Here is a 26,954-nt window from a genome sequence, read left to right on the forward strand (position 1 = left end):
TTACGGCGGTCATGGCGAGAGGGAAACGCCCGGTCCCATTCCGAACCCGGAAGCTAAGCCTCTCAGCGCCGATGGTACTGCCCTGGAGACGGGGTGGGAGAGTAGGACACCGCCGGACAACCATTCCAGAACGGGGGTCGGAGCCAATGGCTCCGGCCCCCGTTTCTGCGTTGTCCGCCTATTTCACCGGCACGCGTCGTCCGACGAGTGCCCTCATGACCTCCGAGGTATCGACTTCACATGACTGGACCGCGACGAGACGGCGCACGCGACGGACGGAGCGGGGGTGCAGGTGGTGGCCCCCGCCGCGGCGGGGCGTCGGGCGGCGGCCAGTCCGGCCGGGGCGGGCGGTCGGTCCCGCAGCGCGGCGGCTCGGGACAGTCCCGGGGTGGGCCGCGTGGACAGGGTCAGGGCGGCGAGGGCCGCCGGTGGGACGAGCGGCCGGCTCGCGAGAACCGGCCGCGCACTGGCGGCGGCGAGCAGTCCCGGGCGGGCCAGCCGGGGGACTGGCGTGACCGCCGGCCGTCCGAGAGCCGCCCGGGTACAGGCCGAGGCGGTCGGGACCGGGTGGCCGGCCAGGGACGCCCGTCGGCCGGCCGCGAGGACCGGCCCGATCGGCGCGAGGGGCGTGACGGCGGCTGGTCCGGGCCTGGGCGCCCCGCGGGGGACCGGCAGGGTCCCCGCGGGGCCGGGAGCGACCGGAACCGCTCGGACGCCGCCGGGGGCCGCCGCGGCGCCTCGGGGGCCGGCGGTGGCCGTGCGCAGCCGGGTGACGCTCCTCGGGCCTGGGGGGACCGTCCGCGTCAGGGCGGTGCCGCGGGGCGTGGTGACTGGCGTGAGCGGCGTCCCGCCGGTGAGCGCAGCGGTGGTGGGGACTGGCGTGAGCGGCGTCCCGCGGGTGAGCGCAGCGGTGGTGGGGACTGGCGGGAGCGGCGTCCCGCGGGTGAGCGCAGCGGTGGTGGGGACTGGCGTGAGCGGCGTCCCGCGGGTGAGCGCAGCGGTGGTGGGGACTGGCGTGAGCGGCGCCCTGCCGGTGAGCGCAGCGGTGGTGGGGACTGGCGCGACCGCCGCCCCGCGGGCGCGGACCGTCGGCCCAGCGCCGGGCGTGGCCGGCCCGAGCGCCCCGCGAGGCCCCGCGACACCGAGCGCACGCCGCCGATGCCGGCAGGCCCGGAGGTCCCCGAGTGGGCCGACCCCCGCGACTTGGACCCCGCGGTCCGGGCGGCGTTGCGTGGCCTCGAGCCGCGCAACGCCCAGCGGGTGGCCGGGCACCTGGTGGCGGCCGGCACCCTGGTCGACGAGGAGCCCGCGGAGGCGCTCGCGCACGCGCGGGCCGCGCGGGACCGGGCGTCGCGCATCGCCGTCGTCCGCGAGGCCGTGGGGGTCGCGGCCTACCACGCCGGCGACTACGCCGAGGCCGCCCGCGAGCTGCGCGCCTACCGGCGGATGAGCGGCGACGAGGGCTACCGCGCCGTCCTGGCCGACTGCGAGCGTGCGCTGGGCCGGCCGGAGGTCGCCCTGCGCCTGGTCCGCGAGGCGCTGAGCGACCGGGCCGCCGCGGACGAGACGACGGAGCTGCGCCTGGTGGAGGCCGGCGCCCGCGCCGACCTGGGGGAGCTCCCCGCCGCCCTGCTCGTGCTCGAGCAGGCGCTGGGCGGCCGTCCGCGCCTGGAGGGGCTGGACCTCGGCGACGACGGCGTCCTCCGCCTGGTCACCGCCTACGCCGACCTGCTGGCGGCGGCAGGCGACCCGGCCGCCGACCGCTGGCAGGAGGCCGTGGCCGCGGCCCGTCCCGAGGACGACGTGGCGTTCGGCGAGGAGGAGCTCCCGCCGGCCGAGGAGGACGCCGACGACCCGGCGGCCCCGGTCGACGCGTCGGGCACCGACGGGCTCGACGCGGACGACGCGGTCGACGAGGACGACGCGGTCGACGAGGACGACGAGGACGACGAGGACGACGAGGACGCTCTGCTGGACCTGCCGGGCACCTCGGAGGCGGACATCGAGGCCGAGGTCGCCGAGCTGCTCGGCGAGCTGGACCCCGACGACGACGGCGAGGGGACCGACGACCCCGGGGACGACCGCGGCCGCTGAGCACGGCCCACCGACGGGACCCGCCCGGCCGTCCACATCGCCGGGGGCAGTCCACAGCCTCCGGCGGACCGGTGCTCCACGGCCGGTCCGCCGGGAGGCTGCCTGTCATGAGCGTCGCAGTGATCGACCGGAACGACGTGGTGCTGCGGGGGCGCCTGGCCGCCGCCGCGGAGCACCGTGAGCTGCCCAGCGGGGACACGGTGGTGTCCTTCCGCCTCACGGTGCGCCGGCCCGAGCCGCGGGCCCGCGGCCAGTCGGTCGACGTCCTCCAGTGCGTGACCTTCGACCGGGCGCTGCAACGGCGGGTCGCGGCCTGGGAGCCCGGCGACGTCGTCGAGGTCGAGGGCGCCCTGCAGCGCCGGTTCTGGCGCACGCCCACCGGGACGGCCTCGATGGTCGAGGTGGCGTGCCGGCGGGGACGGAAGGTCACCCGGCTCTCGGGCGGCTCGGCCAGCGCCTCCGCGTGACCGGCTCAGCCGTCGTGCGGGCGGAACACCAGCCCGGTGCGCGGCTTGGGGACGAACAGTGTCGACTTGCGGGGCATGCGGGCGCCGGCGCGGGCGACCTCGGCGACGTCGGCGGGGGAGGGGGCCCGCAGCAGCACGGCGACGCCGGCCCGGGCGGCGGCCAGGCCCAGTGCCTGCTCGAGGTCGTGGGCGACCAGGACGTCGTCGGGCCCGTCGCCCCGCCCCCACAGCCGCTGGAACAGACCGTGGTGCGCGAGCACGACGTCCAGCCGCTGCCACGCCGGCGGCGCCTCCGCGGGCACCTCCGCCCGCACGGCGTCGTCCGGGCGGTCCAGGTGGACCAGCCGGCGGCCGTCGGTGAGCAGGAAGCCGGACTGCGCGGGGTCGCCCTGCCAGCGCCGCACCCCGTCGGCGAGGGCCGCTCCGTCCCGCGCCTCGACCGGCGTGACCCGGAAGCCGCGCGCGGCCGCCGCGGTGGCCGCGTCCAGCCCCAGGCCGGGCAGCACCCGGTGGATGGGCTGCACCCGCAGGCCACCGGGACCCATCGGGGTCACCAGCGCCAGCACGGCGTGCTGCTCGGCCTCCGGCGCGACCTCCCGTGCGTGGGCCCGGGCGGCGGCGAAGCGGTGGTGGCCGTCGGCGATCACGGCCGCGGTGCGGGCCAGCCCGGCGCGGACGTCGCGCAGCAGGGCCTCGTCGACCACCCGCCACAGGCGGTGCCGGACGCCGTCGGCGTCGACGAGCTGCAGGTCCGGCTCGCCGCTGCTGGCGGCGGCCGTGAGCGCGGCGACGTCCGGATCGGGGTCGTGGGCCAGGACGATCGGCTCCAGGTCCGTCTCCGTCGCGGCCAGCAGGGCGCGCCGGCCCTCGACCGCGGCGGGGAAGGTGTCCTCGTGCGGGAGCACGGCCCGCGAGCCCTCCGGCGGCAGCGCCACCGCGCCGAGCCAGCCCACCGTGGCCGGGGTCCCGTCGGCCGGGCGCAGCTCGTAGACCCACAGCGCCGGCCGGTCGTCCCGCTGCAGCACGCCGTGGGCCTCCCACTCCCGCAGCGTGCGCGCGGCGTGGGCCACGATGCGGTCGGCGCGCGGCGCGTCGGGGGCGTCGGCGGCATCCCCGGCCCCGAGCTCCGGCAGGATCAGCCGGACGACGTTGTGCGGATCGGCCGCGGCCAGCCGGTGCCGGGCCGCGGCGGTCACCAGGTCGTAGGCTGGCGAGCTGACCCGGGCCAACTGCTCGGGGTCGTGCCGCCGGTAGGTCAGCGCCCGGAAGGGCAGCACGTCCAGCCCCGTCGTCCCGGTGGGCAAGGGGACGGGCGGCGTGGGTGGCACAGCGGAGATCGTAGGAGCGGCCCGCCGTGGTCCGCCGGGGACGGCATCGGTCCGGGCCGGCGGCACCGGGCGGGATGGGCGCGAGCCGCCCGGACGGGAGGGCGGGACCGTGACCGAGGCGAGGAGCCCCGAGGGCGGGGTCTACGAGTGGTACCAGCGGGGACTGCAGCTGCTGGCCAGCGGCGACCCCGCGGCGGCGGCGACCCTGCTCGCCCGGGCGGCGGAGGCCGAGCCGGGGTCCCGCAGCCTGCTCGAGGCCCTGGCCCGGGCGCAGCACGACGCCGGGCGCTACCAGGAGGCGATCGACAGCTTCACCCGCCTGATCGCCGGAGACCCCGCCGACGACTACGCCCAGTTCGGCCTCGGGCTCTCCGCGAGCCGCGCGGGGGACCTCGAGCTCGCGGCCGAGCACCTGGCCCTGGCCGTGGCGCTGCGGCCCGACCTCGGGCACTACGCCCGCGAGCTGCGCGGCGTCCGGGCGCGGCGCACGCGGGGCGCCCGATGAGCGGACCGGCGCGGGGCCCGCTGGCCGCAGGCAGCCCGCGGCCGCCGGCGGTCGTCCACGACGTCGCGCTGCTGGACCTCGACGGCGTGGTCTACGTCGGCCCCGATGCGGTCCCCGGCGTGCCCGCGGCGCTCGCCTCCGCCCGGGACGCCGGCATGCGCCTGGGCTTCGTCACCAACAACGCCGCCCGGACCCCCGAGGAGGTGGCCGCCCACCTCACCGAGCTCGACGTGCCCGCCGCCGCCGAGGACGTCATCACCAGCTCGCAGGCCGCCGCCACGGTGGTCGCCGAGCGGTGGGGGCCCGGCGCGCGGGTGCTGCCGGTCGGCGGGCCCGGCGTCGCCGTGGCGCTGCGGGCCGCCGGGCTCACCGTGGTCACGCGCGCCGAGGACGACCCGGTCGCGGTCGTGCAGGGCTACGGGCGGGAGGTCGGCTGGGCGCAGTTGGCCGAGGCCGTCGTCGCGGTGCGGGCCGGCGCCCGGCACGTGGCCACCAATGCCGACGCCACGATCCCCTCGCCGCGCGGCCCGCTGCCGGGCAACGGCGCCATGGTGGGCGTGGTCGCCGGCGTGACCGGTCAGCAGCCGCTGGTGACCGGCAAGCCCGATCCGGCCATGCACGCCGAGTGCGTGCGGCGCACCGGCGCCCGCACGCCGCTGGTGGTCGGCGACCGGCTCGACACCGACATCGAGGGCGCCCGCCGGGCCGGCGCCGCGAGCCTGCTCGTCCTGACCGGCGTCACCGGACCGGCCGGCCTGCTGGCCGCCGCGCCGGATCGCCGGCCCGACCTCCTGGCCCCCGACTGCGCGGGCATGCTGGTGGCGCACCCGCCGGTGGTGGCCGAGGGGCGGCGCCGGCGCTGCGGCGACTGGTGGGCCGAGTCCGGGCCCGACGGCCTGCTGCTCGGCAGCGCCGGGGAGCGGAGGCCCGAGGCATCCCCCGCGGACGGGCTGGACGGCCTGCGCGCGCTCTGCGTCGCCCACTGGGACGCCTCCCCGCGCCAGGTGGCGTCCGCCGCCGTCCGGGCGGCCGACGAGGCCGCGCGGGAGGCGCTGCGCCGCTGGGAGCTCACCGGCTGACCGGCGGCGACCGCGGGGCGCGCTAGTCCCGCTCGCCGAGCTCCCGGCTCAGCCAGAGGCCCTGCGCGGCCCCGTCGGGATCGCCCCCGCGCAGCCACTCGCGGACCGGGCGGCTCGCCAGGTCCAGCGCGACGGCGGCGACCAGGCAGGCCGCGCCGGCCACGGCGATCCCCAGGCCGATCCCGCTGCCCGCGACCACCACCATGATGCCGACGCCGACCAGGACGACGGCCGCGATCCCGAGGCGCAGCCGCCACACCGCCGACCTGCTCGCTCTCCTCCGGGGCACGGCCGCACAGCATGGCGACCGCGGCGGCCCTGCGGAAGGCCCCGCGGCCCGGGACGTGCCCGGGTCCGCTGCGGGTACCCGCAGCGGGAGGGCGAGGCGCGGAGGATCAGAGCAGGGCGCGCAGCCGCAGCATGTCGCGCAGCCCGGCCTCCAGCTTCACCCGGCCGGACGCCCACGCCGGCGCGAAGGACAGCTGCCCGGCGGTCAGCGCGACCAGGTCGTCGCTGTCCATGGTCAGCCGGATGTCGGCCTTCGGTGCCCCCGGGTCGTCCTGCTCGGCACGCACGTCCCGCACCGAGCCGCCGGCCAGCCGGCCGCGCAGCACCTGCCCCAGGTCGGGCAGCCGGCAGGACAGGGACCGGTCCAGCCCCTGCGCGGCCGGCTTCGCGGCCAGGTCGCCCAGGACCCCCTGGAGCGCGGTCATGCACTGCTCGATCGTCGCCACGCGGGCGGACCTCCTCCTCGTTCCCGACCTGATCGGCGGGGCTGGTTCCCTCGAGCGGGTTCCCCGGAGCGGGTCGCCCCGGGCGTCTCTCCGCGCCGCCGTCCGTCCCCGGCCGACGCGGCCGTGCCCGTCGTCCCCGGCCGGTAACCTCGCTGCCGGGGACCAGACCCCACCACATCCACCGGGTGGCCGCGCACGCCGCCCGCCCCCGACGACCTCGAGAGGCGGCCGCGATGTCCGAGCCGAGCCGGCCGCGCCCCGTCCCCGGGCCGCCCGGCGGCGCGGCCCCGCGGCCCGTGCCGGCCTCGCCGGCGGCGGCCGCAGCGGGCCGCGACGGCGCGACGGACGGCCCCACGGACGGCGCGGGCGGCACCGCCCCGGACGCCCCCGCGCGCTTCGCCGACCTCGGCGAGCGCCCGGTGGCCGAGCACGTGGACGCCTTCGAGGCCGAGCACGCCCGGCTCGAGCGCGAGCTGCGCACGATCGACCAGCTCTGATGGCACGCCGCAGCCGGCTCGACGCCGAGCTCGTGCGGCGCGGCCTGGCCCGCTCCCGCGAGCACGCCGTCGCCCTCATCGCCGAGGGGCGCGTCGCCGTCGCCGGGCGCGCGGCGACCAAGCCCGCCACCGGCGTGGAGGCCGGGACGCCGGTCGTCGTCCGCACCGACCCCGACGAGCCGCGCTGGGTCTCCCGGGGCGCGCACAAGCTGATCGGCGCCCTCGACGCCTTCGGCGTGCCCGTGGCGGGCCGGCGCGCGCTGGACGCCGGGGCCTCCACCGGCGGCTTCACCGAGGTCCTGCTGAGCCGGGGCGCGGCGGAGGTCGTCGCCGTGGACGTCGGCTACGGGGAGCTGGCCTGGTCGCTGCGCACCGACGACCGGGTGCACGTGCACGAGCGCACCAACGTGCGGAACCTGACGCCCGAGCAGATCGGCGGCCCGGTCGGCCTGGTCGTCGCCGACCTGTCGTTCATCTCCCTGCGGCTGGTGCTGTCGGCGCTGACCGCCTGCGCCACGGCCGACGCCGACCTGCTGCCGATGGTCAAGCCGCAGTTCGAGGTCGGCCGCGAACGGCTGGGCGCCGGCGGCGTGGTCCGCGACCCGGCGCACCGGGCCGCCGCCGTCCTCGACGTCGCCCGCGCCGCGGCCGAGCTGGGCTGGGGGACGGCCGGCGTGGTCGCCAGCCCGCTGCCGGGGCCGGCGGGCAACGTGGAGTTCTTCCTCCACCTGCGCCGCGACGCCGGCCCACCCGGGGAGGCCGACGTGCGCCGCGCCGTCGAGGAGGGCCCGCGGTGAGCCGGCCGGCCGGACACCGCCAGCAGCGAGACGAGGAGGGGACGTGACAGACGGGATCGCGACCGCGTGGGGCTCCGGCGGGGCCCGGCACGTGCTCCTGGCCGTGCACACCGGCCGCAAGGACATCGTGGAGCTGGCCCGCCGCTCCGCCGAGCGCCTGGGCCGCGCGGGCATCACCGTCCGCGTGCTGGACGACGAGGCCGACGACCTCGCCATCGACGGCGCCGAGGTGGTGCCCGCCGACGCCGAGGCCGCCCGCGGCGCCGAGATCGTCATGGTCTTCGGCGGCGACGGCACCTTCCTGCGCGCCGCCGAGCTCGCCCGCTACAGCAACGCCGCGCTGATGGGCGTGAACCTCGGCCGGGTCGGCTTCCTCGCCGAGACCGAGCCCGAGGCGGTCGAGGAGACCCTCGCCGCCATCGAGCGCTGCGAGTACTCGGTGGAGAAGCGGCTGGCGATCGAGGTCGACGTCCTCGACGCGTCGGGCTCGGTGGTCGGCGGCACCTGGGCGCTCAACGAGATCTCGGTGGAGAAGGCCGAGCGCTCCCGGGTGCTCGACGTCGTCATCGGCATCGACGGCCGGCCGCTGACCAGCTTCGGCTGCGACGGCGTCCTGTTCGCCACCCCCACCGGCTCCACCGCCTACGCCTTCTCCGCCGGCGGGCCGGTCGTCTGGCCGGACGTCGAGGCGCTGCTGCTCGTGCCGACCAACGCCCACGCGCTGTTCGCCCGGCCGCTGGTCACCAGCCCCGACTCGGTGCTGACCGTCGCCATCCCCCCGGACGGCAACCGGGCGCGGGTCTCCGCCGACGGCCGCCGGTCGCTCGACGTCCCCGACGGCGGCCGGGTGGAGGTGCGCCGGGCCGCCCGGTCGGTGCGGATCGCCCGCGTGCACGCCACCAGCTTCGGCGACCGGCTGGTGGCCAAGTTCGGCCTGCCGGTCCGCGGGTTCCGCGACGCGCGGACGCACGGCGCCGGGCACGAGGCCCCGTCCGCGCGCAACGTGCTGGCCCGCGACGTCGTCGCGTCCGACCGGGGCCGGGAGGAGGTGGCCGGTGCCGCGGACGAGCACGCGTGAGCGCGGCGCCGCGGCCGCGGACGTGCCCGCGCCGGCCGCGCCGGGCAGCCGGCTGGGCCGGCTCACCGAGTTCCGGATCCGCGGCCTGGGCGCCATCGACGACGTCACCCTGGAGCTCGGCCCCGGCCTGACCGTCGTCACCGGCGAGACCGGCGCCGGCAAGACCATGGTGGTCACCGGGCTCACCCTGCTGTTCGGCGGCCGCGCCGACCCCGGCCGGGTCCGGGCCAACGGCCGGGCCGGCGTGGAGGGGCGGCTGCTGCTGCCCGAGGACTCCCCGGTGTGGGAGCGGGCCGCCGACGCCGGCGCCGATCCCGACGACGACGGCAGCCTGATCCTCGCCCGCACGGTCAGCGCCGAGGGCCGCTCCCGCGCGCACCTCGGCGGGCGCAGCGTGCCGGTCGGCGTCGTGGCGGAGCTGGCCGAGGGGCTGCTGGCGGTGCACGGGCAGAGCGACCAGCTGCGGCTGTCCCGACCCGCCGAGCAGCGCCGCGCCCTGGACCGCTACGCCGGGGCCGACCACCTGTCCCTGCTGGAGCGCTACCGCGCCGCGTACGCCCGCTGGCGGGAGCTGGCCGCCGACCTCGAGCGGCGGCAGGGGCAGGCTCGCGAGCTGGCCCAGGCCGCCGACGTGCTGCGGCACGGCCTGGAGGAGATCGAGGCCGTCGCCCCGCAGCCCGGCGAGGACGAGGAGCTCGACGCCCAGGCCCGCCGGCTGGGCGACGCCGACGCGCTGCGCGGGGCCGTCGACGAGGCGCGCCTGGCGCTCGTCGGCGACGTCACCGGCGACCTGGTCGGCGGCGGGGAGCCGCCGCAGGACGCCACCGCCGCGCTCGCCACCGCCGAGCGCACCCTGGCCGCCTCGGGCGACCCGACGCTGGTCCTGCTGGCCCAGGACCTCGCCGACGCGGTCGCCGTCGTCTCCGACGTGGCCGGGCAGCTGGCCAGCTACCTGGCCGACCTCGACGCCGACCCGGCGCGGCTGGCCGAGGTGCTGGACCGCCGCGCCGCCCTCACCGCGCTGGTCCGCAAGTACGCCGACCCCGGCGAGGGCGTGGCCGGAGTCCTGGCCTGGGCCGAGGAGGCCCGCGGCCGGCTCGAGCAGCTCGACGTCTCCGACGAGGCGCTGGAGGCGCTGGCCGCCGAGCGGGACGCCGCCCGCGCCGAGGTCGACGAGCTCGGGCGCGCGGTGTCCGAGGGGCGCCGCGCCGCCGCCGACGGGTTCGCCGCCGAGGTCGGCGCCGAGCTGGCCGGGCTGGCGATGAAGAGCGCCCGGGTGTCCTTCTCCATCGACAGCCACCCCGAGGAGCCGGGCCCGGAGGGGGTCGATGAGGTGGCGCTGCTCATGGCCGCCCACCCCGGCGCCCCGCCGCGGCCGGTGCACAAGGGCGCCTCCGGCGGCGAGCTCTCCCGGGTCATGCTGGCCATCGAGGTCGTGTTCGCCGGCGCCGACCCCGTGCCGGTGATGGTGTTCGACGAGGTCGACGCCGGCGTCGGCGGGCAGGCGGCCGGGGAGATCGGCCGGCGGCTGGCGCGGCTGGCGCGCGACCACCAGGTCGTCGTCGTCACCCACCTGGCGCAGGTCGCCGCGTTCGCCGACACGCACCTGGTCGTCGACAAGTCCCCGGACACCGGTGCGGGGGTCACCGCCACCGACATCCGCGCGGTGGAGGAGGAGGACCGGGTCCGCGAGCTCGCCCGGATGCTCTCCGGCCTGGCCGACAGCGACACCGGCCAGGCCCACGCCCGCGAACTGCTGGCGGTGGCGGCCACGGCTCGTTCCTGACAGCTCGTGCCACCGTCCGGGGGAGGGGAGGAGTGAGCGCGCGGAGGCGGGGGTAGGGGGTCGGTCGTGCGCAACCGACACCTGGTCGACGACGACCCCCGGCCGCTCGTGACGCCCCGCGCCGGGGCCGCGCGGTGAGCTGTTTCTCCTCCGCCGACGAGTCGGCGCACTACGGGTTCAGCGTGTGCATGCTGCTCCAGCACTACCGGGAGCAGCTGGGCTGGGAGCGCGACGGCGTGGTCGAGCTCGGCACCGGGGACGCCACCGCCATCGCCGACGTCGTCGCCGGCCTGCCCGGGCTGCGGGTGCGCAGCTTCGACATCAGCGCCCCGTCGGTGGAGCAGGCTCGCGCCAACATCGCCGCCCGCGGCGTGGCCGAGCGCTACACCGTCGAGCTCGGCGACTTCTTCGACGGCGCGGACTCCGCCGGCGGCCCGCCGGCGCGGACCGTCATAGCCAACCCGCCCTACATCCCCGCCCCCGACCGGGACATCCGGATGCCCGAGCTGTGGGGCGGCTACTACGGCAACGACCTGTCGCTGGCGCTGCTCAAGGCCGGCTACGACAACGTGATCGTCGCCGTCCCCAGCTACTCCGACCCCGTCACGACGCTCGGCACCGCCGCCGACCTCGGCTACCGGGTGGCCAACTTCCTCGCGATGGGCCTGGACTACGGCCCCTACAGCGCCGAGCCGAAGGTCGCCGAGCACATCCGCCGCATCGTCGCCGAGGGCCGCGGCTGGGCGGGGGAGGCCGAGTACATGGTCGCCGTCGCCCTGTTCACCTGCGACGACGCCATCCCCGGCGACCGCACCACCCAGCTGGCCCGCGCCCTCCAGCTGTGACGCGGTGCCGGCCGCACCGGCCGGCACCGCCTCCTCAGCGGCGCTTGGCGTAGCCGGCCAGGCCGAACTGCAGCAGCGCCAGGCCGCGGTCGCCGCGGGCGCGCAGCTCGGCCGACAGCGCCGGCCCGGTGACCCCGGCCAGGACGCGGTCGCGGGCCAGCTCCAGCAGCCCGGCGTAGAGCCCCAGCACCGCGTGGGCGGCCAGCCAGGGCTCCAGCGCCCCCGGCTCGGCGGCGGTCTCCTCGGCGATCAGCGCGGCGAGCGCCGCCGTCAGCTCGCCGAGGATCTCCCGCTCGCGCACCTGCAGCGTCCGGCTGCCGCGGATCACCGCGGCCATCTCCGCGACCCCGCGCGCCGCCTCCGCCGAGCCCAGCCCGCTCATCGCCGCGACGACGAAGCTGCCGGCCGCCGCCGTCACCGACTCCCCGGCCGGCCGGTGCGCCACCGCGTCGAGCAGCGCGGCCCGCATCGGCGGGTCCGCCTCGAAGACCAGCCCCTCCTTGACCGGGAAGTGGTTGAACACGGTCTTCTCCACCACGCCGGCGCGCTGGGCGATCTCCACCACGCTGACCGCGTCGAAGCCCCGCTCGGCGAACAGCTCGGCCGCCGCGTCGACGATCCGCGCCCGCGTCTGCTGGCGGCGGCGCTCCCGGAGGCCGGGCCCGCGCAGCGCCCGCCGGCCCCGGCGGCCGCGGGTGGGCGCCTCGTCCTCGTCGCCGGCGACCCCTGCCTCCCCGTCGTCGGCGGGGGAGCCGGCGTCGCGGTCGGGCGGGCTCGTCGGGGTCCCGCCCTCCGCAGCGGGCGCACCACCGCCGTGGTCGACGCGGTCCTGAGCAGGGTCGACGTCCGGGTCGAGGACGGCCGGGTGGATCAGCGCTGGTGCCCCGTGTGTCACGAGGACCAACGCTAGAGACCGGGACGGACCGGTCCGGCTGAGCGGACCGATCGGGCGCCGTCCGCGTGTCGCGCGGCCCGTCGTGTCGCACACTCTGCGTGACCGGTTGATCGCGGCTGCGCGTCGGACGGAGAGTGCCGTCCCGCTGCATGGGAGCATCGCGGGTATGCGCATCGGCACCTTGCGACGGAGCCGGGGCCAGGAGCAGGTGTCAGGCGTGACCGGCACCGTCCGGCTCGACCGCCGCACCAAGAACCTCACCAAGCGGCTGCAGCCCGGCGACATCGCGGTCATCGACCACGTCGACATCGACCGGGTCAGCGCCGACTCCCTGGTCGCCTGCCGGGTCGCGGCCGTGGTCAACGCCGCCCCGAGCATCTCCGGCCGGTACCCCAACCTCGGCCCCGGGATCATCGCCGAGGCGGGCATCCCGCTGCTGGACGGCGTCGGCAAGGACGTGTTCGGCGCCCTCAAGGAGGGCGCGCAGGTCCGGCTGGACGGCGACACCCTGTACCTGGCCGACGGCACGCCGGTCGCCAAGGGCGCGGTGCAGACCACCGGGACGATCGCCGACGCGATGGCCGAGGCGAAGGCGGGGCTGTCCACCCAGCTCGAGGCCTTCGCGGCCAACACGATGGAGTACATGAAGCGGGAGCGCGCGCTCCTGCTCGACGGCGTCGGCGTGCCCGACGTGCGGACCCGGATCGACGGCCGGCACGTCCTGATCGTCGTCCGCGGCTACGACTACAAGGAGGACCTGCAGGCGCTGCGGTCCTACATCCGCGACTACCGGCCGGTGCTCATCGGCGTCGACGGCGGCGCGGACGCGCTCATCGAGGCCGGCCACACGCCGGACATGATCATCGGCGACATGGACTCGGTCAGCGACGACGTGCTCCGCTCCGGCGCCGAGGTCGTCGTGCACGCCTACGCCGACGGCCGCGCCCCGGGCCTGGCCCGCGTGCAGGAGCTCGGCGTCGACGCCATCACCTTCCCGGCCGCGGCGACCAGCGAGGACATCGCGATGCTGCTGGCCGACGAGAAGGGCGCCTCGCTGATCGTCGCCGTCGGCACCCACGCGACGCTCGTGGAGTTCCTCGACAAGGGCCGCGGCGGCATGGCCTCGACCTTCCTCACCCGGCTGCGGCTGGGCGGCAAGCTGGTGGACGCCAAGGGCGTCAGCCGGCTGTACCGCAGCCGCATCTCGACCCTCACCCTCGTCGTCCTCGTCCTGGCCGCGCTGGTCTCCATCGGCGCGGCCCTGGCCGCCTCCACGGCCGGGCAGATCTACTTCGACCTGCTGGTCGACAAGTGGGACGGCTTCATGTTCTGGCTGGAGAACCTCCTCTCGTGATCGACTTCCGGTACCACATCGTCTCCCTGGTCGCGGTCTTCCTGGCCATCGCGCTCGGCATCGTCATCGGGACGACGGCGCTCAACGGCCGGGTCCTCGACGACCTGGAGGACCAGGTCACGGGGCTGCAGGAGGACAAGCGCAACCTCGAGGACACCACCCAGGCCCTGCAGGGGCGCCTCGACACCGGCGACCTGTTCGAGGAGGCGGTGGGCCCGGCGCTGGTCGCCGACACCCTGACCGACCGCACCGTCGCGCTCGTGCTGGACGGCGACGACGTCGACGAGGACACCGTCGACGCGGTGACGGCGCTGATCGACCAGGCCGGCGGCACGGTCACCGGCACCATCCGGCTGACCGAGGGCTACAGCGACCCGGCCAACGACGCCGCCCTGCAGGGCTACGTCACCGGCACCGGCCGCCCGCCGGGGGTGACCCTGCCCTCCACCGACGACACCGGCGAGCTGGTCGCCGCCGTCCTCGCGCAGGTGCTGGTCAACCCGCCCGGCGTGGTGCCCGCCCCGGACACCGCCCAGCTGTCCTCCGTGCTCTCCGGGCTCTCGACGCTGGACGTGCTGACCCAGGAGTCGCCGTCGATCCAGCCGGCCGACCACGTGCTCGTCCTCACGGCCGGCGTCGTCGAGGGCGACGACGCCGCGGAGCGCCTGGGCATCCTGGTCGACCTGGTCACCGCCCTGGACGCCACCGGCTCCGGCGCCGTCGTCGCCGGAGACGCCGCGTCGGCCGGCGAGAACGGCCTGGTCGGCGTCGTCCGCGCGGACCCGGAGGTGTCGGCGCTGGTGTCCACGGTCGACAACGTCGAGGGCGCGGCCGGGCGGATCAGCGCCGTCCTCGCGCTCGGCGCCGAGGGCGAGGGGACCTCCGGCAAGTACGGCACCGGCGAGGACACCCAGCCCGTGCCGCCGGTGCCCGCCGCGACCCCGTGACCGCGCCCCGCCCGCCGCGGCCCGCCCCGCGCCGGCTGCTGCTCGCGCTCGGCGGCGCCGCGGCCGCCCGCGCCGGGCTGGCCGCCGGCGCGGCGCTCGCCGCCCGGCCCGCGGGCGCGCCGTGGCGGCGGACCAACTACGCCGGCCGCCCGGTGTCGCTGCTCGGCGGCCCGGCGCTGGCCGCCGCGGCCACGGCGACCGCCGCCCTCGGGGCGCCGCCGGGCACGGCCGCGGCCGCCGCGCTGGTCGGCGGCGTCTCCGGGGTCGTCGGCGGCTACGACGACCTCGCCGGCGCCCGCCCCGAGCAGGCCGGCGACAAGGGCCTGGCCGGCCACCTGCGCGCGCTGCGCGCCGGGCGGGTCTCGGCCGGCGCGGTCAAGGTCGCCGGCATCGGCGCCGCCGCGGCCGCGGCCGCGGCGCTGACCCGCCGGCCCGGGACGCCGCTGTCCGCGGCCCTGGCCGACGGCGTGCTGACCACGGGCCTGGTCGCGGGCACCGCGAACCTGCTCAACCTGCTCGACCTGCGCCCCGGCCGCGCCGGCAAGGTGGCCGCGCTGCTGGCCGCCGGCACGCTCGGCGGGCCCGCCGGCGGGCTGTCGGCCGGCCCGCTGGGCGCCACGCTCGCGGTCCTGCCCGCCGACCTCGGCGAGCGGGTCATGCTCGGCGACAGCGGCGCCAACGCCGTCGGCGCGCTGCTGGGCCTGCGGCTGGCCGCGCTCCGGTCGCGCCCCGCCCGCGCGGCGCTGCTGTCCGGCGTCGTCGGCCTCACCCTGGCCAGCGAGGAGGTCAGCTTCACCCGGGTCATCGAGGCCACCCCCGGCCTGCGGGAGCTGGACCGGCTCGGCCGCCGCCGGTCGTGAGCGCGCGGCAGGTGGCCCGCGGCGTCGCCGGCGCGGCCGCGCTCATCGCGGCGCTCACCGTCCTCGCCCGGCTCGCCGGCTTCGGCCGGACGCTGGTGTTCACCAACGCCGTCGGCGCCGACAGCACCGGCGACACCTACACCGCGGCCAACACCGTGCCCAACATCGTCTTCGAGGTCGTCGCGGGCGGGGCGCTGGCCAGCCTGGTCGTGCCGATGCTGGCCGGGGGGATCGCCGCCGGCGACCGCGACCAGGTCCGCCGCACCGCCTCGGCCCTGCTCGGCTGGACGCTGCTGGTGCTGACCCCGCTGGCGGTGCTCCTCGCGCTGCTGGCCGGGCCGATCGCGCGGCTGCTGCTCGGCGGCGGCCCGGCCGCGGAGGTCGACCTCGCCGCCCGCTTCCTGCTCGTCTTCGCCCCGCAGGTGGTGTTCTACGGCCTCGCCGTCGTGCTCGCCGGCGTGCTGCAGGCCCACCGCCGGTTCGCCGGCCCCGCGATCGCGCCGCTGCTGTCCAGCGTCGTCGTCGCCGGGGCGTACCTGCTGTTCGCCGCCTCGGCCGGCGGGCGGGACGTCGGCGACCTCGACCGTCCGGCCGAGCTCGTCCTCGGCGTCGGGACGACGCTGGGCGTGGCGGCGCTGTCGCTGTGCCTGCTCGTGCCGGTGCGCCGGCTGCGGCTGGGCCTGCGCCCGACGCTGCGCTTCCCGGTCGGCGTCGCCCCGCGGGTCGCCCGGCTGGCCCTGGCCGGGGTGCTCACCCTCGCCGGGCAGCAGCTGGTCGCGGCCGTCGCCATCCGGCTGGCCAACACCGACGCCCCCGACGGCACCCAGGTCGTCTACACCGCCGGCCTCACGCTGTTCCTGGTCCCGTGGGCGGCGCTCGCGGTGCCGCTGGCCACCTCCGCCTACCCCGGGCTGGCCGAGCGGGCCGAGCGCGGCGACCGGGCCGGGTTCGCCCGCGCGCTGGCGCCGGCGGTGACCCTGGGCACCGTCGCCTCCGCCGTGGCCGCCGCGGTGCTGGTCGGCGCCGCCGGCCCGATCGCCCGGGTGTTCCTGCTCCAGGAGGACGACGGCACCGTCGCCGCGCTGCGCGACACGATCATCGCCTTCGCCCCCGGCCTGCTCGGCTACGGGCTCGTCGCCTTCCTCACCCGGGCGCTGTACGCCCAGGGGCTGTGGCGGGCGCCCACGGTGTGCGTGGTCGGAGGCTGGGCGCTCGCCGTGGCCGCCGACGTCGTCCTCGCCGGCGCGCTGGACCCGGCCGACCGGGCGCTCGCGCTGGCCGCCGGGCACACCCTCGGGGTCACCGTCGCCGGGGCGGCGCTGCTGGTCGTCGTCGCCCGGGTCGCCGGGGCCGGCGCGCTGACCGGGCTGACCCGGGCCGGGCTGCCGGCGCTGCTCGCCGCGGCCCTCGGCGCGGCCGCCGGGCTCGGCGTGGCCCGCCTGCTGGGCGCCGACCCGGTGCCCGGCACCGGCCCGCTCGGCGCGCTGCTCGCCGGGGCGTGCGTGGCCGTGGTCGTGCTGGTCGTGGCGGCGGCCACCATGATGGGCACCGCGCGGGGACCGCTCACCGCGGCCGTGCGCGCGCTGCGGGCCCCCGACCCGCAGCCGGAGGCCACGACGGCGGGGACGGCGGGGACGGCGGGGACGGCGGGGACGGCGGGAGGTGCGCGGTGAGCCCTGACCCGGGCAGCACCCCGCCCCTGGCCGGACGCCGCGTCGCCGAGGTGCTGGCCACCAGCACCGGCGGGGTGGGCACCCACGTGCGCGCCGTCCTGCCGGCGGTGCGCGCGGCCGGCGCGCAGGTGCTGGTCTGCGGCGCCCCCGCGACCGAGGAGCTGTTCGGCTTCCGGGCCGCCGGCGCGGACTTCGCCGGGGTCGGGATCAGCGCCGGGCTCGACCCGGTGGCCGACGCCCGGGCGGTGCTGCAGCTGCGCCGCGCGCTGGCCGGCGCCGACCTGGTGCACGCGCACGGCCTGCGGGCCGGCCTGGTCGCGGCCGCGGCGCTGCGCGGGCCCGGCGCGCGCCGCCGGCCGCTGGTGCTCACCCTGCACAACGCGCTGCCCGAGGGCGGCGGCGGCCTGAAGCGGCGGGTGCTGGGCGCCGCGGAGCGGGCCACCGTGCGCGGCGCGGACCTGGTGCTGGCCGCCTCCGACGACCTGGCCGACAACGCCCGCCGGCTCGGCGCCCCCGACGTCCGCACCGCGCCGGTGAGCGCCCCCGCGCTGCCGCCGGCCACGCGCGGCGCGGCGGAGCTGCGCGCGGAGCTCGGCGTCCCCGACGGCCGGCCGCTGGTCGTCGCCGTCGGGCGGCTGCACCCGCAGAAGGGCTACGACGTGCTGCTCGACGCGGCGCGGGAGTGGTCCGACGGCCCGCTGGTCGTCATCGCCGGGGACGGGCCGCTGCACGGGGAGCTGCAGGCCCGGATCACCGCCGAGCGGCTGCCCGTGGTGCTGCTGGGCCGGCGCGACGACGTCGCCGACCTGCTCGCCGCCGCCGACCTGTGCGTCCTGCCCTCCCGGTGGGAGGCCCGCTCGCTGACCGCGCAGGAGGCGCTGCGCTCCGGGACGCCGCTGGTGGCCACCCGCACCGGCGGCCTGCCCGGGCTGCTCGGCGACGCCGCCGAGCTCGTGCCCGTCGGGGACGCTCCCGCCCTCGCCGCCGCCGTGACGCGCGTGCTCGGCGACCCCGCCCGCGCCCGGGACCTCGCCGAGGCCGGCCGCCGGCAGGCCGCGGGCTGGCCGGACGAGGCCGCCACCGCCCGCACCCTGGTCGCCGTCTACCGTGAGCTGCTCGGACCGCCCGCGGCAGGTGCGCCGTGACCGGCCGCGCCGTCGCCGTCGTCCTCACCGTGCTCGCGCTGCTGCTCGGTGCGGCGGGCCCGGCCGGCGCGGCCCCCGCCGCCGACGACGTCCGCGCCGACCGGGTGCTCGTCGTCGGCGTGCCCGGGCTCACCTGGGCCGACGTCACCCCCGAGGGGACGCCGCAGCTGTGGGCCCTGGCCGGGGAGTCCACGATCGGCGCGATGTCGGTGCGGGCCGCCCGCGGCACCACCTGCGTGCTGGACGGCTGGGCGACCGTCGGCGCCGGCAACCGGGTGCGCGTGCCCGGCCCGGACGACGGCCTGCCGCCAGTGCCGCTGCCGACCGTGCCCATCCCCGAGGACCCGGCCGACCCCGCCGCGCCCACCGCGCCGCCGGTGGACGAGGAGCCGGCGGTGGACACCTCGCTCACCTACTGCGGCCTGCAGGAGCGGCTGGTCGCCGTCGGCCTGGAGGACCCGCGGGCCACCGTGCAGCGCACCGCCGACGACGCTGGCACGGCCCGCTTCGGCGCCGAGCCGGCCGCGCTGGGGCGGGCCGTCGGCTGCGCCACCACCGTGGGCCGGGCGGCCCCGCTGGCCGTGGCCGCCGACGGCGTCGAGCTCAGCCGGCTCGACGTGCTGCCCACCGACGCCGCCGGCCTGGACGCGCTGCTGGCCGGCTGCCCGCTGTCGCTGGTCTCCCTCGACGCGCTGCTGACCGCCGGCCGGCCGGGCGTCGAGCAGACCGACGACGGCACCGACCCCGAGCCGCGGGCGGCCGCGCTGGCCCGGATCGACGAGGCGATCGGCCGGCTGCGGGCCGCCGCCGACGCGCTGCCGGGGGAGACGCTGCTGCTCCTGCAGGGCATCTCGGAGGTCAACGACGGCCGCCCGCAGCTGCACGTCGGCCTGGCCCGCGGCCCGGGCTTCGGCGCCGGCTGGCTGACCTCGGCCAGCACCGGGCGGGTGCCCTACGCGCAGCTCATCGACGTCGCCCCGACCGCGCTGCGCGCGCTGGGGGAGGAGCGGCCCGCGTCGTTCAACGGCCAGCCGATGCGCGCCTCGGGGGAGCGGCCGGAGCTGGCCGAGGCGGTGGACTCGCTGGTCCGCGCCAACGTCGCCGCGACCACCCACCACCGCAACACCGGCTACTTCTTCTGGTCGCTGGTCACCGTGTCCGCGCTCGTCGTCGTCGCCGGCGCGGTGGTGCTCGGCGTCCGCCTGCGGCCCGGCCCGGGCGGGCACGGGCGGCTGGACGGCGTGCGGACCGACGGCGCGCGCGGCGCCCGGCAGGTCGCCGCGGTGCGGACGCTGGCGCTGGCCGCCGCGGCGCTGCCGGCCGCCACCTACCTGGGCGGCCTGGTGCCGTGGGAGCGGTCCGGGGCGCCGCTGGCCGCGCTCACCGCGGCGGTGCTCGCCGCGGACGCCGCCGTCCTCGCCGTCGCCGCGCTGGGCCCGTGGCGGCGCCGGCGGCTGGGCCCGGCCGCCGTCGTCGTCGCCGTCACCCTCGCCACCCTGGTCGGCGACGTGCTCACCGGGTCGAACCTGGAGATGGTGGCGCCGCTGGGCTACGACCCGATCGTCGCCGGCCGGTTCACCGGCTACGGCAACCTCAGCTTCGGCCTGCTGTCGGTCTCCGGGCTGCTGGTCGCCGCGGGCCTGGCCACCGTCGCCGGCCGGCGGGCGCGGCCGGAGCGGGCCCGGGCGGTCACCGGGCTCGCCGTGCTCGCCGTCGGCGCGGTGCTGGTGGGGGTGATCGGCGCGCCGCCGCTGGGCCGGGACTTCGGCGGGGTGCTCGCCGCGCTGCCGGGGTTCGTGCTGCTGGCGATGCTGCTCACCCGCACGCGGGTCACCGTCGTCCGGCTGGCCGGCGTGCTGGGGTTGGCCGTGCTCGCCGTCGGCACCGTCGCGGTGCTGGACTGGCTGCGCCCGGCCGAGGACCGCACCCACCTGGGCCGCTTCGTGGAGCAGGTGCTCACCGGCGAGGCGTGGACGGTGGTCGGCCGCAAGGCCGAGGCCAACCTCGACATCCTCATGCGCAGCCCGCTGGCCTGGATGCTGCCGGTCGCGCTCGTCGCCGCGGTCTGGCTGGTCCGGCGGGGCGGGCTGCTGCGCAACCACCGGGGCGAGCGCCGGCCGACCGCGGCCGGGCGGGCGCGGCTGCGGCCCGACGACGCCGCCGTCGTCCGCGCCGCGCTGCTGTCGGCGGCGCTGAGCCTCGCCCTGGGCGCCGCGGTCAACGACTCGGGCGTCGCCGTCCCCGGCACCGCCGCGACCCTGCTCGTCCCCCTGCTGGTGTGGCTGGCCACGGGCCCGCCGCGGGGCGCCGGCACCCCCGCCGACGTGGCCGAGAGCACCTCCTCGTCCGGCCCGGACGGCGAGGCCGACCGTGTTACGGTGGTCTCCCGTGGGTCGACCGTCGAGAACGCTTGATCAGTCCGGGTCCCGGAGCCTCCTCCACAACTCCCAGCCGACGAAGTTCGTCTTCGTCACCGGCGGGGTCGTGTCGTCCCTGGGGAAGGGACTGACCGCCAGCTCGCTGGGCGCGCTGCTGTCCAGCCGCGGCCTGCGGGTCACCATGCAGAAGCTGGACCCCTACCTCAACGTCGACCCCGGGACGATGAACCCGTTCCAGCACGGCGAGGTCTTCGTCACCGAGGACGGCGCCGAGACCGACCTGGACATCGGGCACTACGAGCGGTTCCTGGACACCGACCTCGGCGGCCGGGCCAACGTGACCACCGGCCAGGTGTACTCGGACGTCATCGCCAAGGAGCGGCGCGGGGAGTACCTCGGGGACACCGTCCAGGTCATCCCGCACATCACCAACGAGATCAAGGCCCGCATCCTGGCCGGCGCCGGCGGCTGGGCCGAGGACGGCGACGGCGAGCGGGTCGACGTCGTGATCACCGAGATCGGCGGCACCGTCGGCGACATCGAGTCGCTGCCCTTCCTCGAGGCGGCCCGCCAGGTCCGGCACGAGATCGGCCGCGACAACTGCTTCTTCCTGCACATCTCGCTGGTGCCCTACATCGCGCCGTCCGGCGAGCTGAAGACCAAGCCGACCCAGCACTCGGTCGCCGCGCTGCGCAGCATCGGCATCCAGCCCGACGCGCTGGTCTGCCGCTCCGACCGGGAGATCGGCACCTCCCTCAAGCGCAAGATCAGCCTGATGTGCGACGTCGACGCCGAGGGCGTGATCTCCTGCGCCGACGCCCCGTCGATCTACGACATCCCCAAGGTGCTGCACCGCGAGGGCCTGGACGCCTACGTCGTCCGCCGGCTGGGCCTGCCGTTCCGCGACGTCGACTGGACCGTCTGGGGCGACCTGCTGGAGCGGGTGCACCGGCCGAAGCAGACGGTGGAGATCGCGCTGGTCGGCAAGTACATCGACCTGCCCGACGCCTACCTGTCGGTCAGCGAGGCGCTGCGGGCCGGCGGGTTCGCCCACCGCAGCCGGGTGAAGCTGCGCTGGGTGCCCTCGGACGACTGCGAGACCCCCGAGGGCGCGGAGAAGGCGCTCTCCGGCGTCGACGGCGTCTGCATCCCCGGCGGGTTCGGCGTCCGCGGCATCGAGGGCAAGCTCGGCGCGATCCGGCACACCCGGGTCAACGGCATCCCGACGCTCGGCCTCTGCCTGGGTCTGCAGTGCATGGTCATCGAGTACGCCCGGGACGTCGCCGGGCTGCCGGAGGCCAACTCCGCCGAGTTCGACCCCGAGACGCCCGACGCGGTCATCGCCACCATGGCCAGCCAGGTCGACGTCGTCGCCGGCGAGCGCGACATGGGCGGCACGATGCGGCTGGGCAGCTACCCGGCGGCGCTGCAGCGGGGCTCGGTCGTGGCCGCGGCCTACGGCAGCACCGAGATCACCGAGCGGCACCGGCACCGCTACGAGGTGGCCAACGCCTACCGCGACCGGCTGTCGGAGGCCGGGCTGGTCTTCTCCGGCACGTCGCCGGACGGGCTGCTGGTGGAGTTCGTCGAGCTGCCGCGGGAGTCGCACCCGTTCTTCGTCGGCACCCAGGCGCACCCGGAGCTGAAGAGCCGCCCGACGCGGCCGCACCCGCTGTTTGCCGCGTTCGTGCAGGCCGCCGTCGAGTTCCAGGAGTCCGCGCGGCTGCCGGTGCCGGTCGAGGAGTCCGAGGACGAGAAGGTCGGCATCTAGATGCCGACGACGACGGGTGAGCGAGCCTCGCAGCGAGGAACGACCGAGGAGCGGAACGAGCCCGGAGTCGAGCGATGACGGAGCCGGCCGCCGACGGCGCCTACCGGCTGGTCTCCAGCGAGCGCGTGCACGACGGCCGGGTCATCAGCCTCGACCTGGACACCGTCGCGATGCCCGGCGGCGGGGAGAGCGTCCGCGAGGTGGTCCGCCACCCCGGCGCGGTCGCCGTCGTCGCGCTCGACGACGAGGGCCGGGTCGTGCTGCTGCGGCAGTACCGGCACCCGGTCGGTGGCTACCTGTGGGAGCTGCCGGCCGGGCTGCGCGACGCCGACGGCGAGCCGCCGCTGGCGACGGCGAAGCGGGAGCTGGCCGAGGAGGTGCTGCTCGCCGCCGACCGCTGGTCGCTGCTGGCCACCTACTTCTCCAGTCCCGGCTTCTGCGACGAGGCGGTGCTGGTCTACCTGGCCGAGGGGCTCTCCGCCGCCGACCGCCCCGAGGGGTTCACCGTCGAGCACGAGGAGCTCGACATGACCGTCGAGCGGGTGCCGCTGGCCGAGGCGGTCGCGCGGGTGTTCGCCGGGGAGATCCGCAACCCGGCCGCGGTGGTGGGGCTGCTCGCCGCCGACCGGTACCGCGCCGGCGGCCCGTCCCTGCGCCCGGCCGACGCGAGCTGACCCTCCCCTCCGCCGCTCGGGGCACAGGAAGCTTCACGCACGTCCTGGGGCTCGTGAGGTGCGTGTGGCTTCCCATGCCTCAGGGGGTCAGGGGATGAGGACCGGGTCCGTGGTGCCGACCTGGAGGTGGCGCATCCGCTGGGACTGCTCGTCCCACACCTGCTCCTCCAGCCAGAAGACGTAGGGGACGCCGGGGGTGAGCCCGGTGATCGTCGCGGTCACCTCGCCGCAGTCGTCGCGCTGGCCGACGACGACCTGCGGCGGCTCCGGCTGCGCGCCCGTGGCCAGCTGCTGGCTCACCGCCTGCACCCGGTAGCCGACCACCGCGTCGTTGTCGCTGTCGGCCATCCAGCTCAGCGTGGCCGACCCGGCCGCGGGGACGACGGCGGGCAGGATCCGCCGCGGGCTGCTGTACCCGCCGCAGGTCGCCGGCGGCGGCTCGAACTCCGGGATGACCCCGCGGGGCACCGTCGGCGGCACGATCTCGATGTCGACGTCCCGCGGCACCGGCACGGCGACCCCTGGGGTGTCCACCCGCGGCTCGGGGTCGACGACGCCGCCGGACAGGTCGGGCACCCGCGGCACCTGCGGCACCTGGTCGACCGTCGTCCCGGCGTCGCGGAACGGCGCCCAGGAGGCGGAGACCTGCGCGGCCAGGTCGGTGGCCGGCGCGCCCAGCACGACCAGGCCGACCGCGACGGCCGCGGCCGCGGTGCCGGCGCCGGAGGCGAGGGAGCGACGCCGCCGCGCCGGCCGTCGACGCACCGGCCCGCGCCCGCCCCGTCGCGCCTGTCCCATCCCCACCTCCGGTCTCGCCCGGACCATCGGCACCGACCGGCCGGGAGTTGAGCCGAGCCGGCGGAGGGCCCGGCGCCTGGTCGACGAGGGGCTGCTGCTGGCCGAGGACGCCGAGCGGACCGTCGCCGAGGCGTCGGCGCAGCCCGGGTCGCTCAGCCGGGGACGGTCGCCCCGGAGCCCGCCTGCTCCGGCGCGGGCAGCTGAAGGCCCAGCCGCCGGGCTTCCAGGGCCGCCAGCGCGCGGGTCGCGGCCGGGTCGCCGGCCCGCCAGGCGGCGCCGGTCCCCGGCGGCAGTGCGGCCAGCCGGGGGAGCGGGGCGGTGGCGACCGCGCGGGCGGCCAGCAGCTCGAGGTCGGCGTCCCGGGCCTCCATCAGCCGCGAGACCGCCGTCGCCTCCCGGGCCCAGGCCAGCCGCCCCGGCAGCCAGCGCAGCAGCAGCCAGCCCACCGGCAGCACGACGAGGACGACGGCCAGCCAGAACGCGAGCGTGCCGACGGCGTCCTGGGCGGCCTGCCCGGCGCCGCCGACCGACTCCCCGGCCGAGCCCAGCGCGTCGAACGGGGTGGACAGCTCGTCGCCGACCACCGGCACGTCGGAGGCGACGTCGGCGGCCGACCCCATGCTGTCGGCGACCGAGCGGCCCAGGGACTCGACCGCCTCCCCGGGCTCGGCCAGGGCGTGCACCGCGCCGTGCACGGCCCGCGCGACCAGCACCCACAGGACGACCCACGCCAGCATCCCGACGTCGCCCAGCACCTGGGTCAGCCGCTTGTCCGGTCGCTCGGCGTACAGGCGCATGCGGCCCATGGTCGGTCAGGCCGCGCCGCCCGGCAGGCCGAGCGACGACCGGCGGATCGGCGGGCGGCCCTCCTAGACTCCGCGCGGAGCGCCCCCGACCGGGACGCCGGAACACGAACCGTGAGACAGGCCAGGGTGCCGACGACCTCGGGACCGGGCCGGACCGGGAGCGGACATGCGCGTCGGGGTCCCCCGAGAGGTCAAGAACCACGAGTACCGGGTCGCGCTCACCCCCGCCGGGGTGCACGAGCTGACCCGCGCCGGGCACACGGTGCTCGTCGAGAAGGGGGCGGGGGAGGGCTCCTCGATCCCGGACGACGACCTGGTCGCCGCCGGGGCGCGGATCGTCGCCGACGCTGACGACGTGTGGGCCGACGCCGACCTGCTGCTCAAGGTCAAGGAGCCGGTCGCCGAGGAGTACGGGCGGCTGCGCGCCGGGCAGACGCTGTTCACCTACCTGCACCTGGCCGCGTCCCGCGAGTGCACGCAGGCGCTGGTCGAGTCCGGCACCACCGCGATCGCCTACGAGACGGTGCAGACCGCGGACGGCCGGCTGCCGCTGCTGGCCCCGATGTCGGAGGTGGCCGGCCGGATGGCGCCGCAGGTCGGGGCCACCGCGCTCGAGCGGGCGCACGGCGGGCGCGGGGTGCTGCTCGGCGGCGCGCCAGGGGTGTACGCGGCGAAGGTCGTCGTCCTGGGCGCCGGGGTGTCGGGGATGAACGCCGCCGCCATCGCCCTGGGCATGCAGGCCGAGGTGATCGTGCTCGACCGCGACGTCGACAAGCTGCGCTCGGCCGACCGGATCTACCAGGGGCACCTGCAGACCGTGGCGTCCAACGCCTACGAGATCGAGCGCGCCGTGCTCGACGCGGACCTGGTGATCGGCGCGGTGCTGGTGCCGGGCGCACGGGCGCCCAAGCTCGTCACCGACGACGTCGTGGCCCGCATGAAGCCCGGGTCGGTGCTCGTCGACATCGCCGTCGACCAGGGCGGCTGCTTCGAGGGGACGCGTCCCACGACGCACGACGCGCCGACCTACCCCGTGCACGGATCGGTGTTCTACTGCGTGGCGAACATGCCGGGCGCGGTGCCCAACACCTCGACCCACGCGCTGACCAACGTCACCCTCCCGTACGTGATGGCCCTGGCCAACGAGGGGACGTCGGCGGCGGTGCGGGCCGACCGGGCGCTGGCGCACGGCGTCAACGTCGCGGCCGGGCAGGTGGTGCTGCCCGAGGTCGCCGAGGCGCACGGCCTGCCTGCCGTCGCGCTCGAGGAGGTGCCCCTCTGACCAGCACGCTGCCCACCCGCGCGGCCGGCCCCGCCGTCGAGCGGGTCGTGTCCGGCTACCTCGACCACCTGACCGTCGAGCGCGGCCTGGCCGCCAACACCGTCTCCTCCTACCGCCGCGACCTGCGCCGCTACACCGAGTTCCTCGCCGCCGCGGGCGTCCGCGGGCTGGGGGAGGTCGCCGAGTCCGACGTCGCGGCGTTCCTGGCCGCCCTGCGCCGGGGGGACGACGAGCACCCGCCGCTGTCGGCCACCTCCGCGGCGCGCGCCGTGGTCGCCGTCCGCGGGCTGCACCGGTTCGCCCTGCTCGACGGCCTGGTACCCGACGACGTCGCGCACGAGGTGCGCCCGCCCGCCCCCGCCCGGCGGCTGCCCAAGGCGCTGCCGGTGGAGTCGGTGGTGGCGCTGATCGAGGCGGCCGGGGCGCTCGAGGGGCCGCGCGGGCTGCGCGACCGGGCGCTGCTGGAGCTGCTGTACGGCACCGGCGCGCGCATCTCCGAGGCCGTGGGGCTGACCGTCGACGACCTCGACCGCGGGCAGGCCGTCGTCCGGCTGGCCGGCAAGGGCGGCAAGCAGCGGGTGGTGCCGGTGGGCAGCTACGCGCTGCGCGCCGTGGAGGACTACCTGGTCCGCGCCCGCCCGGCGCTGGCCGCGGCCGGCAGCTCGCGCGGGCGGGCCGGCGCGCTGTTCCTCAACGCCCGCGGCGGCCCGCTCTCCCGGCAGAGCGCCTGGGCGATCCTGCGGACGGCCGCCGAGCGCGCCGGGATCCCGGTGGACGCCGTTTCCCCGCACACGCTGCGGCACAGCTTCGCCACCCACCTGCTCGACGGCGGCGCCGACGTCCGCGTGGTGCAGGAGCTGCTGGGGCACGCCTCGGTGACGACGACGCAGGTCTACACGCTGGTCACCGTCGACCGGCTGCGCGAGGTGTACGCCACCAGCCACCCGAGGGCGCTGACCTGACAACCCGCGGGGTCGTCGTCCGTCGGATGTCGCCCAACTCCAGGGGTCTTCGGTGGCGGTGGGTCGGCACAGGTTGCCAGCAGGGGTCGCGACACGGCGTGCCTCCTCGGCAACGGCGTGCCAGATCCCTACCGTCGTGTCCACCCGAGCGGTGGGGAAGACCGCACCCGGCGCGCCGCGCCGGACCGGGCCGAGCTGG

The 26,954-nt window shown here is 77.9% G+C and carries 25 protein-coding genes and 1 rRNA gene; 20 read left to right on the forward strand and 6 right to left on the reverse strand.

Annotation, left to right across the window (positions count from 1 at the left end):
• The first annotated feature begins 1 nt into the window (after position 1).
• The 3 genes from rrf to ACI79F_RS16835 all read left to right on the forward strand — a co-directional run bounded on the left by rrf (position 2) and on the right by ACI79F_RS16835 (position 2,561).
• A 5S ribosomal RNA gene (gene rrf / locus ACI79F_RS16825) occupies positions 2-118 on the forward strand.
• A 1,040-nt stretch (positions 119-1,158) separates the two neighbouring features.
• Positions 1,159-2,094, forward strand: coding sequence for a hypothetical protein (locus tag ACI79F_RS16830; protein ID WP_456547632.1), 936 nt, complete (start codon positions 1,159-1,161; stop codon positions 2,092-2,094).
• A gap of 107 nt (positions 2,095-2,201) precedes the next feature.
• A complete protein-coding gene (locus ACI79F_RS16835) occupies positions 2,202-2,561 on the forward strand; it encodes a single-stranded DNA-binding protein (RefSeq protein WP_456547633.1) in 360 nt (119 codons plus the stop codon).
• Positions 2,562-2,566: 5 nt separating this feature from the next.
• Here ACI79F_RS16835 and ACI79F_RS16840 read toward each other — a convergent pair whose 3' ends face one another.
• Positions 2,567-3,889 (reverse strand): DUF1015 family protein, encoded by a 1,323-nt coding sequence (locus ACI79F_RS16840; protein WP_456547634.1) that lies wholly within the window; start codon positions 3,887-3,889, stop codon positions 2,567-2,569.
• A 109-nt stretch (positions 3,890-3,998) separates the two neighbouring features.
• Between ACI79F_RS16840 and ACI79F_RS16845 the strand changes: the two genes are divergently transcribed.
• Positions 3,999-4,394: a tetratricopeptide repeat protein gene (locus ACI79F_RS16845; RefSeq protein ID WP_456547635.1), complete on the forward strand. Its 396-nt coding sequence runs from the start codon at positions 3,999-4,001 to the stop codon at positions 4,392-4,394.
• Positions 4,391-5,473, forward strand: a complete 1,083-nt coding sequence (locus tag ACI79F_RS16850) for an HAD-IIA family hydrolase (protein WP_456547636.1) — start codon at positions 4,391-4,393, stop codon at positions 5,471-5,473. Before ACI79F_RS16845 ends, ACI79F_RS16850 begins: the two co-directional genes overlap by 4 nt.
• A 22-nt stretch (positions 5,474-5,495) precedes the next feature.
• Here ACI79F_RS16850 and ACI79F_RS16855 read toward each other — a convergent pair whose 3' ends face one another.
• Complete coding sequence (locus ACI79F_RS16855; RefSeq protein ID WP_456547637.1) at positions 5,496-5,732, reverse strand: hypothetical protein; 237 nt, start codon at positions 5,730-5,732, stop codon at positions 5,496-5,498.
• 136 nt (positions 5,733-5,868) lie between these two features.
• Positions 5,869-6,207, reverse strand: coding sequence for an alkyl sulfatase C-terminal domain-containing protein (locus ACI79F_RS16860; RefSeq protein ID WP_456547638.1), 339 nt, complete (start codon positions 6,205-6,207; stop codon positions 5,869-5,871).
• Between the two features lie 233 nt (positions 6,208-6,440).
• On the opposite strand from ACI79F_RS16860, the gene ACI79F_RS16865 reads away from it, so the two are divergent.
• The 5 genes from ACI79F_RS16865 (at position 6,441) to ACI79F_RS16885 (ending at position 11,210) form a co-directional block, all read left to right on the forward strand.
• Positions 6,441-6,704: a hypothetical protein gene (locus ACI79F_RS16865; protein ID WP_456547639.1), complete on the forward strand. Its 264-nt coding sequence runs from the start codon at positions 6,441-6,443 to the stop codon at positions 6,702-6,704.
• Positions 6,704-7,501: a TlyA family RNA methyltransferase gene (locus tag ACI79F_RS16870; RefSeq protein WP_456547640.1), complete on the forward strand. Its 798-nt coding sequence runs from the start codon at positions 6,704-6,706 to the stop codon at positions 7,499-7,501. The genes ACI79F_RS16865 and ACI79F_RS16870 overlap by 1 nt, the downstream gene beginning before the upstream one ends.
• Positions 7,502-7,544: 43 nt before the next feature.
• Entirely contained in the window at positions 7,545-8,579 is a 1,035-nt protein-coding gene (locus tag ACI79F_RS16875) for an NAD kinase (RefSeq protein ID WP_456547641.1), read from the forward strand.
• Entirely contained in the window at positions 8,557-10,365 is a 1,809-nt protein-coding gene (gene recN / locus ACI79F_RS16880) for a DNA repair protein RecN (protein WP_456547642.1), read from the forward strand. Before ACI79F_RS16875 ends, recN begins: the two co-directional genes overlap by 23 nt.
• A gap of 134 nt (positions 10,366-10,499) precedes the next feature.
• Positions 10,500-11,210 (forward strand): methylase, encoded by a 711-nt coding sequence (locus ACI79F_RS16885; RefSeq protein WP_456547643.1) that lies wholly within the window; start codon positions 10,500-10,502, stop codon positions 11,208-11,210.
• Between the two features lie 34 nt (positions 11,211-11,244).
• Here ACI79F_RS16885 and ACI79F_RS16890 read toward each other — a convergent pair whose 3' ends face one another.
• Entirely contained in the window at positions 11,245-12,105 is an 861-nt protein-coding gene (locus ACI79F_RS16890; RefSeq protein WP_456547644.1) for a TetR/AcrR family transcriptional regulator, read from the reverse strand.
• Between the two features lie 217 nt (positions 12,106-12,322).
• On the opposite strand from ACI79F_RS16890, the gene steA reads away from it, so the two are divergent.
• The 8 genes from steA (at position 12,323) to ACI79F_RS16930 (ending at position 22,907) form a co-directional block, all read left to right on the forward strand.
• The gene (steA, locus tag ACI79F_RS16895) at positions 12,323-13,459 is read left to right on the forward strand and encodes a putative cytokinetic ring protein SteA (protein WP_456547645.1); all 1,137 of its coding nucleotides are present in this window, start codon (positions 12,323-12,325) and stop codon (positions 13,457-13,459) included.
• Entirely contained in the window at positions 13,456-14,406 is a 951-nt protein-coding gene (locus ACI79F_RS16900; protein ID WP_456547646.1) for a copper transporter, read from the forward strand. The genes steA and ACI79F_RS16900 overlap by 4 nt, the downstream gene beginning before the upstream one ends.
• Positions 14,403-15,266, forward strand: coding sequence for a hypothetical protein (locus ACI79F_RS16905; RefSeq protein WP_456578920.1), 864 nt, complete (start codon positions 14,403-14,405; stop codon positions 15,264-15,266). Before ACI79F_RS16900 ends, ACI79F_RS16905 begins: the two co-directional genes overlap by 4 nt.
• Entirely contained in the window at positions 15,263-16,939 is a 1,677-nt protein-coding gene (gene murJ, locus ACI79F_RS16910) for a murein biosynthesis integral membrane protein MurJ (protein ID WP_456546601.1), read from the forward strand. Before ACI79F_RS16905 ends, murJ begins: the two co-directional genes overlap by 4 nt.
• Positions 16,936-18,084 (forward strand): glycosyltransferase family 4 protein, encoded by a 1,149-nt coding sequence (locus ACI79F_RS16915; protein WP_456546602.1) that lies wholly within the window; start codon positions 16,936-16,938, stop codon positions 18,082-18,084. Before murJ ends, ACI79F_RS16915 begins: the two co-directional genes overlap by 4 nt.
• Entirely contained in the window at positions 18,081-20,498 is a 2,418-nt protein-coding gene (locus tag ACI79F_RS16920; RefSeq protein ID WP_456546603.1) for a hypothetical protein, read from the forward strand. Before ACI79F_RS16915 ends, ACI79F_RS16920 begins: the two co-directional genes overlap by 4 nt.
• A complete protein-coding gene (locus tag ACI79F_RS16925; RefSeq protein ID WP_456546604.1) occupies positions 20,473-22,233 on the forward strand; it encodes a CTP synthase in 1,761 nt (586 codons plus the stop codon). The genes ACI79F_RS16920 and ACI79F_RS16925 overlap by 26 nt, the downstream gene beginning before the upstream one ends.
• Positions 22,234-22,307: 74 nt before the next feature.
• Complete coding sequence (locus ACI79F_RS16930) at positions 22,308-22,907, forward strand: NUDIX domain-containing protein (protein ID WP_456546605.1); 600 nt, start codon at positions 22,308-22,310, stop codon at positions 22,905-22,907.
• An 87-nt stretch (positions 22,908-22,994) separates the two neighbouring features.
• On the opposite strand, the gene ACI79F_RS16935 is transcribed toward ACI79F_RS16930, so the two are convergent.
• Entirely contained in the window at positions 22,995-23,672 is a 678-nt protein-coding gene (locus ACI79F_RS16935; RefSeq protein WP_456546606.1) for a hypothetical protein, read from the reverse strand.
• A 185-nt stretch (positions 23,673-23,857) separates the two neighbouring features.
• Positions 23,858-24,502, reverse strand: a complete 645-nt coding sequence (locus tag ACI79F_RS16940) for a hypothetical protein (RefSeq protein ID WP_456546607.1) — start codon at positions 24,500-24,502, stop codon at positions 23,858-23,860.
• Positions 24,503-24,677: 175 nt separating this feature from the next.
• Between ACI79F_RS16940 and ald the strand changes: the two genes are divergently transcribed.
• Positions 24,678-25,793 carry an alanine dehydrogenase gene (gene ald / locus ACI79F_RS16945; protein ID WP_456546608.1) on the forward strand — a complete coding sequence of 372 codons (1,116 nt, stop codon included), beginning with the start codon at positions 24,678-24,680 and terminating at the stop codon, positions 25,791-25,793.
• Positions 25,794-25,840: 47 nt separating this feature from the next.
• The gene (gene xerD, locus ACI79F_RS16950; protein WP_456546609.1) at positions 25,841-26,755 is read left to right on the forward strand and encodes a site-specific tyrosine recombinase XerD; all 915 of its coding nucleotides are present in this window, start codon (positions 25,841-25,843) and stop codon (positions 26,753-26,755) included.
• Positions 26,756-26,954: the final 199 nt, after the last annotated feature.

It is taken from the genome of Blastococcus sp. SYSU D00868 (assembly GCF_054050575.1).

What these genes read in the sequence shown, in the direction of transcription:
- ACI79F_RS16830 (WP_456547632.1), top strand. Translation starts at nt 1,159, where the DNA reads ATGCCGGCAGGCCCGGAGGTCCCCGAGTGGGCCGACCCCCGCGACTTG.
- ACI79F_RS16835 (WP_456547633.1), top strand. Translation starts at nt 2,202, where the DNA reads ATGAGCGTCGCAGTGATCGACCGGAACGACGTGGTGCTGCGGGGGCGC.
- ACI79F_RS16850 (WP_456547636.1), top strand. Translation starts at nt 4,391, where the DNA reads ATGAGCGGACCGGCGCGGGGCCCGCTGGCCGCAGGCAGCCCGCGGCCG.
- ACI79F_RS16865 (WP_456547639.1), top strand. Translation starts at nt 6,441, where the DNA reads ATGTCCGAGCCGAGCCGGCCGCGCCCCGTCCCCGGGCCGCCCGGCGGC.
- ACI79F_RS16870 (WP_456547640.1), top strand. Translation starts at nt 6,704, where the DNA reads ATGGCACGCCGCAGCCGGCTCGACGCCGAGCTCGTGCGGCGCGGCCTG.
- ACI79F_RS16930 (WP_456546605.1), top strand. Translation starts at nt 22,308, where the DNA reads ATGACGGAGCCGGCCGCCGACGGCGCCTACCGGCTGGTCTCCAGCGAG.
- ACI79F_RS16940 (WP_456546607.1), bottom strand. Translation starts at nt 24,502, where the DNA reads ATGCGCCTGTACGCCGAGCGACCGGACAAGCGGCTGACCCAGGTGCTG.
- ald (WP_456546608.1), top strand. Translation starts at nt 24,678, where the DNA reads ATGCGCGTCGGGGTCCCCCGAGAGGTCAAGAACCACGAGTACCGGGTC.